The 7,833-nt window shown below is 66.1% G+C and carries 5 protein-coding genes and 1 pseudogene; 5 read left to right on the top strand and 1 reads right to left on the bottom strand.

Annotated elements, in window-relative coordinates:
- The 3 genes and pseudogenes from LQR33_RS19805 to LQR33_RS19795 all read left to right on the top strand — a co-directional run.
- Positions 1-819, top strand: a pseudogene (locus tag LQR33_RS19805) (chromosome segregation protein SMC); the annotation flags it as partial.
- 239 nt (positions 820-1,058) lie between these two features.
- Positions 1,059-2,438 carry an MFS transporter gene (locus LQR33_RS19800; RefSeq protein WP_221666448.1) on the top strand — a complete coding sequence of 460 codons (1,380 nt, stop codon included), beginning with the start codon at positions 1,059-1,061 and terminating at the stop codon, positions 2,436-2,438.
- A 311-nt stretch (positions 2,439-2,749) separates the two neighbouring features.
- Positions 2,750-3,160 (top strand): energy transducer TonB, encoded by a 411-nt coding sequence (locus tag LQR33_RS19795; protein ID WP_166441222.1) that lies wholly within the window; start codon positions 2,750-2,752, stop codon positions 3,158-3,160.
- A 21-nt stretch (positions 3,161-3,181) separates the two neighbouring features.
- On the opposite strand, the gene LQR33_RS19790 is transcribed toward LQR33_RS19795, so the two are convergent.
- A complete protein-coding gene (locus tag LQR33_RS19790) occupies positions 3,182-3,649 on the bottom strand; it encodes a MarR family winged helix-turn-helix transcriptional regulator (RefSeq protein WP_021475181.1) in 468 nt (155 codons plus the stop codon).
- A 511-nt stretch (positions 3,650-4,160) separates the two neighbouring features.
- Here LQR33_RS19790 and LQR33_RS19785 point away from each other — a divergent pair.
- A complete protein-coding gene (locus LQR33_RS19785) occupies positions 4,161-5,354 on the top strand; it encodes a cell division protein ZipA C-terminal FtsZ-binding domain-containing protein (protein WP_104945319.1) in 1,194 nt (397 codons plus the stop codon).
- A 61-nt stretch (positions 5,355-5,415) separates the two neighbouring features.
- Complete coding sequence (ligA, locus tag LQR33_RS19780) at positions 5,416-7,827, top strand: NAD-dependent DNA ligase LigA (RefSeq protein WP_221666447.1); 2,412 nt, start codon at positions 5,416-5,418, stop codon at positions 7,825-7,827.
- The last annotated feature ends 6 nt before the right edge of the window (positions 7,828-7,833 follow it).

The raw sequence follows: 7,833 nt of genomic DNA, 5'->3' as shown, positions 1-7,833 counted from the left end.
GCCGCGCTGCCGGCGCTGCGCGAGGCGCGCTCCGATTGGCTGCTCAAGCATCAGGAAGCCAGGCTGGCGATGGAGCGTTTCGCCGAGGAGCTGGCGCAGGCCGAGGCCGACGAAACCGCCTTGCTGGCCGATCTGAACGAAGGCGTGAAGCCGAACGCGCTGGCGGCGGAAATCGCCCGGCTGGCGCGCGCGCTGGAAGGCCTGGGCGCGGTCAACCTGGCGGCGCTGCAGGAGCTGGAAGAGGCGAAGAAGCGCGGCGAATACCTGCAGACCCAGTCCGACGACCTGAACCAGGCGATGGCGACGCTGGAGGAGGCGATCGCCAAGATAGACGGCGAAACCCGCGAGATGCTGCAGGCCACCTACGACGCGGTCAACGCCAAGATGCGCGAATTCTTCCCGACGCTGTTCGGCGGCGGCCGCGCCGAGCTGGTGCTGACCGGCGAAGACCTGCTGGACGCCGGGGTGCAGATCATCGCCCAGCCGCCGGGCAAGAAGAACAGCACCATCCATCTGCTGTCAGGCGGCGAGAAGGCGCTGACCGCGATGAGCCTGGTGTTCTCGCTGTTTTCCCTGAACCCGGCGCCGTTCTGCCTGCTGGACGAAGTGGACGCGCCGCTGGACGACGCCAATACCAGCCGCTTCTGCGATCTGGTCAAGCAAATGTCCGAGCGCACCCAGTTCCTCTATATTTCCCATAACCGGCTGACGATGGAGATGGCTGAGCAACTGGTAGGGGTGACAATGCAGGAGCAGGGCGTCAGCCGCATCGTCGCGGTGGACATCGTCGAGGCGCTGAAGATGCGCGAGACCGCCTAGACTTGTTTTCGGCGGCCCGAGCGCGGCTCTCGGGCCGCTGAGGATGCGGCGCAGCGCAGGCAAGGCTGGTTTCTCGCAAGCCGGCTCAAAAGCCCTGAAAAGATCGTGGACAGGCGCATTGGCCGGTATTGACGCGGCGCAAGGCCGGGCTGGAACGGCGGATGGCATACTGCGCCGCCGGCCTGTCGGACTGATCGCAATTGTTCGGCCGCGCCGTTCCGTCACCGTGGAATCTGTTCATGACTGTAAGCATCAAACGTTGGGAGCCGGAGAACGTCATTTTCTGGCTGAGCCGCGGCCGCGGCATCGCCCGGCGAAATCTGTGGCTGTCCATCTTCTCGCTGCATCTGAACTTCAATATCTGGATGATGTGGAGCATGGTGGTGGTCAACCTGCCGGCGGTCGGCTTCCTGATTTCCGGCCAGCAGCAGTTCCTGCTGGTGTCGATTCCGCCGCTGGTCGGCGCGCTGATGCGGCTGATCTACTCCTGGATCTGGAGCTGGGTGGGCGGCGGGCTGTGGCTGGGCTTATCCACCTTGCTGCTGCTGTTGCCGGCCTGGGGCGTCGGTCGAGTGGTGCAGGACATTTCCTCGCCGTTCTGGCAATTGCTGCTGGTGGCCGGCCTGTGCGGCATCGGCGGCGGTGCCAGCGCCTCGCATTTGTCCAATACCAGCTTTTTCTTTCCCAAGTCGGAGAAGGGCCTGGCGATGGGCCTCAACGCCGGCCTCGGCAATCTGGGCGTGTCGGTCGCGCAGTTGCTGATTCCGCTGTGCATCCTGTATCCGCTATTCGGCGCGCGGGCCGGCGAGCCGCAGGTGTGGGGACGGGGCGGAGAGGTGCACTTCGTCTGGCTGCAGAACGCCGCCTACATCTGGCTGCCGCTGGCGGTGTTGATCGCGCTGGCCTGCCTGCTGTACGCGCACGATCTGCCCAAGCTGAGAATCACGCCGCGCGACCAGCTGGACGCGATGCGCGACGCCCACACCTGGTATATCTGCTTGCTGTACATGGGCAGTTACGGCACCTTCCTCGGCTTCTCTGCCGCCTTCCCCTTGCTCGCCCGCGCGATGTTCCCCCAGGTGGACGCCAGTCCCTATCTGTTCGTCGGGCCGATGGTTTGCGCGTTGTCGCGGCCGCTGGGCGGCTGGATGGGAGACCGCATCGGCGGGGGCATAGCTACGGTGGCCAGCAATCTGCTGATGGCGCTGGGCACCGTCGGCGTTTATCTGAGCCTGCCGTCGGCGGCCAGCGGCGGTTCGTTCTGGCTGTTTCTGGCGATGTTCCAGCTGATTTTCTTCGCCGCCGGGGTCGGTAACGGCTCTTCCTACCAGCTGGCGCCCAAGGTTTTCCTGATCCAGGCCGGCCGCGACGCTCAGCGCGGCGGCGAGAGCCTGGCGCAGACCTATGCGCGCGGTGGCCGGCGCGGAGCGTCGGCGATGAACGTCAGCTCGGTGATGGCGGCGTTCGGCGGCTTCGTGATTCCCAAGGCCTTCGGCTCGGCTTTGAGCTGGTTCGGCAGCTTTTTGCCGGCGTTCGCGATGTTCTTCCTGTTCTACCTGCTGTGCTGCGTGGTGGCGTGGTGTCAGTACAGCCGCTCGGGGGCGGCGATGCGTTGCTGAGCGGGGAAGACAAGCGCCTGGGCCGGGCGCTGCTGTTGTCCGCGGCCATCCATTTGTCGGCCTTGGCCGCATGGTGGGCGCTGGATGGCCAGCCCATCCGTCCGCCGGCGCGCGCGTCGGCGCTGGCGCTTGAGCTGCAACCGGCTAGTCCGGCGGCACGGAGCGGTGCGGCAGGCGCAGGTCGGCGGTTCGGGATGGGCGATGGCGCTGCGAGGCCGGTTGAAACCAGAGCGCGACCGCAGTCCAGCGGACAGGCCGCGACAGATGCGCCAAGCAAGGCACCTGAGTTGCGGGAAGCTATCGGATCGGAAATGCCAGAGCTGCAGCCTGTGGAACAGGCGATTCCGAGCATAGGCGGAGCTGCGGTTTCAGGCGGAGCGAGCGGCGCCGGCAAAATTGATGGTTCGGGAAAAAGCCAAGTTCAGCCCGAGGGCGACAGTGAAGCTTTGTACGCGCCGTCGTATTTGCGGAATCCAAAACCAGTTTATCCGGAACGTTCGCGCCAGTTGGGAGAGGAGGGCGTTGTGACGCTAAGCGTCAGAGTCGGCGCGGATGGGCGCGCGCTGGAGGTGTCTGTGGCGCGCGGCAGCGGCTACCGACGCTTGGACCAAGCCGCGGTGGGTGCGGTTTCGCGCTGGCGTTTCGTTCCCGCGAAGCGCAACGGCAAACCGGTGGAGTCGGATTTGACTGTGCCGGTGCGCTTCGAGGAGGAAGGGCGCTAGCGGCCCTGCCGGCGCGGCGGCTCAGGCCGGCGTGTTTTCCTGCTGCTCCAGCGCTTGGCTGAAGCTGGCGCGCAGGCGTCCCAGCTCGCTGCAGAATCCGGAGAGGTCCTGCTCGCCGAATTGCTGGAAGGCGTTGTGCATATAGTCCAGATGCGCCGGGAAGGCGTCATTGAACAATTGCTGTCCGTAAGGAGTCAAAGCGACGAAGACGCTGCGGCGGTCGTTGGGCTGCATGCTGCGGGTGACGATGCCCTTGTCTTCCAGGCGGTCCAGCACGCCGGTCAGCGTGCCCTTGGTAATCAGCGTGTGATCGGACAGTTCCTTGCAGTTCATCCCCTGGCTGTTGCCCAGCGTGGTGACGACGTCGAATTGAGGTGGTGTCAGTCCCAGCCGGCGGATGTTGTAGCTGGCGAACTGTTCAAAGGCCTGATAGGTGCGCGACAGTTCGCGCACGACAGGCAGGAAACTGGCTTGATCGGATTTTTTCATCGAAAGAGTCCCCGTGCTGTTCTAGCAAAAAGTGGTACAGAAGAAGGCCCTATGACAGAGTCACCTACAATTCTGACACGCGCTTTGGATAAATTCGCCTGTCTGAAATGTCATGTTCATCCTGGCAAAATTTTCTACATCGTCCTGTCCTGACTGACAGTAAATGGGGAAACGGAGTCGACGGGTGCCGGGGATAAACCGGAATCCGGCGTGACGCCAGTCTGGGATCGGCTTTTGTCAAGCCTTAAAGCATTGCCAAATGGTGCGCCGAGGCGGGCTTTCGTTATAATGAGCGTGAAATGCCCGTGAAGAGCGGGCCGGCCGCGGGGAACAGCGGCTGGGCAGGAACAGGATAATAGCGGGAAGCCGCCTGAAGAGCACTGTCGCAAAAACGGCTGGCGGCCGGGGCGCGTGACGCGGATTCAAAGAGGCGCGGCGTCGGGGCGTGAACGGCTCTTGATGGTTTTTGGAATAGGCGGCTTCGATTATTCGCCTTAATGCGGACTGGCTAATGAGCGAATTGCAGATTGGTGTATTGATATTGGGCGGCGGCGTGATCGCCTTGGTTGTCGGTTTCAACGTGTTCCAGGAATGGCGTTTCCGTAAGCGGACGCAGCAGGCGTTCGCACGCGCCCATGACGACGTCTTGCTCGGTGTGCCCAAGAACAATGTTCGCGACGGCGTTCGCGCGGACCGGATGGAGCCGGTGCTGGTGGACGCGGAGCTAGAGCCGGAGGATGACGAGCCGATGTTCGAGCCGCAACTGCCCGAACAGACGCCCTTCGTCCGCGAGCAGGCGCTTCCGCCGCGGCAGGAGCCGGCCGCGCAGCAGCTGGATGTGCCGGTGATAGACGAAGAGGACGAGGCCGAGCTGGCGATGGACTCCGCCGACCACCAGGCGCTGGTGGTGGCGATGCTGGACCCTTCGCTCGACTTCATCGCCGAAGTAGTGTTCCACGAGCCGCACGAACTGGCGGCGATGCCGCGCTTCAATGTCGGCAAGCGCACCCAGCTGATCGGCCGCACTGAGCGCGGTTTGTGGAAGGTGGCCGAGGCGCTGCCCGGCACCCGCTACAAGCAGATCAACATCAGCATGCAGATGGTGGACCGCTCCGGCGCGGTGACCGAGCAGGAACTGGCCGCTTTCTGCCAGCAAGTGTCGCGCTTCGCCGAAGACCACGACGCCGCGGTCAGCTTCCCGCAGCGCCAGCAGAAGCTGGTGGCCGCGCGCGAACTGGACCGTTTCTGCGCCGATGTCGACGTGCTGATCGGCATCAACATCGTGCCCAAGTCGTCGATCGAGGGCGCGCGGCTGCGCAGCTTCGTCGAGGCCGCCGGCCTGCAACTGGAGCCGGACGGCGCTTTCCATTATCTGGCCGATTCCGGCAACACCCTTTATTCGCTGGTGGCGGCGGACCAGATGCCGTTCACCTTCCATACGCTGCTGGACAAGTCCTTTCCCGCGCTGACGCTGCTGTTCGACGTGCCGCGCGTGGCAGGCGGCGTCGACGTGTTCGACCGCGCCGTGTATTTCGCGCGCCAGCTGGCGCAGGAGTTCGACGCGCAGCTGGTGGACGACAACCGCCGCGTGCTGAGCGAAACCGGCCTGACCCGCATCCGCGACCAGCTGCTGCATATCTACGGCAGCATGGACGACCGCGGCATCGCGCCGGGCAGCGTGGCTGCCTTGCGCCTGTTCGCCTGAGCGATGAATTTATGATGACAGGGCCGGCCTTGCCGGCCCTTTTGCCGTTCGAGAGTTTCCGATGACCGCAAACGAACTGCGCGCAGCCGAGCTGCGCGAGCTGCTGAACCGCTACGGCCACGAATACTACGTGCTGGACGCGCCGACGGTGCCCGACGCCGAATACGACCGCCTGTTCCGCGAACTGCAGGCGCTGGAGGAGGCGAGCCCCGAACTGGCTGTCCCCGACTCCCCGACCCGCCGCGTCGGCGGCGCGCCGCTGGCCGAGTTCGACAGCGTCGTGCACGCGGTGCCGATGCTGTCCTTGTCCAACGCCTTTTCCGACATGCAGCTGGCCGACCCGGCCGAGCGCCACGCCGAGCTGATCCAGTTCGACGAGCGGGTGCGCAAGGGTTTGGATCTGGCCGAAGTGGAGTACGCCACCGAGCCCAAGTTCGACGGTCTGGCCATTTCGCTGGTGTATGAGCATGGCGTCCTGGCTCGCGCCGCCACCCGCGGCGACGGCGTGGCCGGCGAACAGGTGACCGAGAACGTGCGCACCATACGCGCCATTCCGCTGAGGCTGGACGGCGCGAATCCGCCCGCGCTGCTGGAGGTGCGCGGCGAGGTGTTGATGCTGAAGCGCGACTTCGAGCGCCTGAACGCCGACCAGATCGAACGCGGCGACAAGACCTTCGCCAATCCGCGCAATGCCGCCGCAGGCAGCCTGCGGCAGCTCGATTCGCGCATCACCGCGCAGCGCCGGCTGTCGTTCTTCGCTTATTCCATCGCCCGGGTAGAGGGCGCCGATTGGCCGGCCACCCATGCCGGCGAGATGGCATGGCTGAAGACGCTGGGCTTCCCGGTGGTAGAGGAAAGCCTGCGGCCGGTGGTGCGCGGCGTGGCGGGGCTGTCCGGCTATTACGAGGGCGTGCAGGCCCGGCGTGCCGGCCTGCCGTTCGAGATCGACGGCGTGGTGTACAAGGTGAACCGGCGAGACCAGCAGGACGCGCTGGGCTTCGTGTCTCGCGCGCCGCGCTGGGCCATCGCCCACAAGTTCCCGGCTGAGGAGGCGCTGACGGTGGTCGAGGCCATCGAGGAGCAGGTGGGTCGCACCGGCGCCATCACGCCGGTGGCGCGGCTCAAGCCAGTCTTCGTCGGCGGCGTCACCGTCACCAACGCCACGCTGCATAACGAGGACGAGGTGCGGCGCAAGGATGTGCGCGTCGGCGATACCGTGATCGTGCGCCGCGCGGGCGACGTGATTCCCGAGGTGGTGTCAGTGGTGCTGGCGCAGCGGCCGATGCAGCCGGCCGAGGGCGGCGATCTGTTCAGCGCCGGTGAGGAGCCGCGATACCCGGCTTATAGCTTGCCGGCAGCCTGCCCGGTGTGCGGCAGCCACGTGGTGCGCGAAGAGGGCGAGGCGATCGCCCGCTGTTCGGGCGGGCTGTCCTGTCGCGCCCAGCGCAGCCAGGCGATCCAGCATTTCGCCGGCCGGCGGATGATGGACATCGATGGCCTGGGCGAGCGCTACATCGACAAGCTGGTGGAGTACGGTTACGTCAAGAGCGTGGCCGACCTGTACCGGCTGAAGCTGGAAGACCTGCTGGAGATGAAACGCCGCGCCGACGAGGACGAGGGCGCGACGCCGGAGACGGTCAAGGCCGGCAAGGTGGCCAGCAAGTGGGCGGAAAACCTGATCGAGGCGATAGACGCCAGCCGGACGCCGCCGCTTGCCCGGCTCCTGTTCGCGCTGGGCATCCGCCATGTCGGCGAATCCACCGCCAAGACGCTGGCCGACTGGCTGGGCGCCATGGCGCTGACTCGCCGTTGCCCGGCGGCGCTGTTCGCCGCGCTGCCGGACATCGGCGGCGTGGTGGCCGATTCGCTGGCCGACTTTTTCGCCGAGGACAACAATGAAAAAGCGCTGGACGCCTTGCTGGCCGAAGTGAGGCCGGCAGACGAGCATGCGCCGTCGCCCAAGCTGCGCGAGCGGCTGGACGACGCGTCGCTGCTGGCGCGGCTGGCCATCCCCCGGCTGACCGAGGTGCGCAGCCAGCAACTGGCCGCGCAGCGCAGCCTGGCCTGGCTGGCCCAGAGCGAGCGCCGCGCGCTGCTGGAGCTGGAACTGCCGGCCGAAGTCGTCAACGCGCTGGCCGACTGGCTGGACGAGCCGGACCGCCGCGCGGCGCTGGGCCGCTTGGCCGGCCTGAGGGACGAGATCCTGTCCAGCCTGCCGGCCGCAGCCGAGCTGGCGGCGCTGCCGCTGGACGGCAAGACGCTGGTGCTGACCGGCACGCTGCCCACGCTGAGCCGCGACCAGGCCAAGGCCATGATCGAGGCGGCCGGCGGCAAGGTGTCCGGCAGCGTGTCCAAGAAGACGCATTACGTGGTGGCCGGCGAGGAGGCGGGCAGCAAGCTCGCCAAGGCGCAGGAACTGGGCGTCGAAATACTGGACGAAGCAGGCCTGCAGGCGCTGCTGGCGGCAAGTTGACGGAGA

Origin of the sequence: Chromobacterium piscinae (assembly GCF_021129175.1) — a bacterium.
In the GTDB taxonomy this organism is placed as follows: domain Bacteria; phylum Pseudomonadota; class Gammaproteobacteria; order Burkholderiales; family Chromobacteriaceae; genus Chromobacterium; species Chromobacterium piscinae.
Note: the sequence above shows the minus strand (reverse complement) of the source record. Positions and strands in the feature narration are given on the sequence as shown.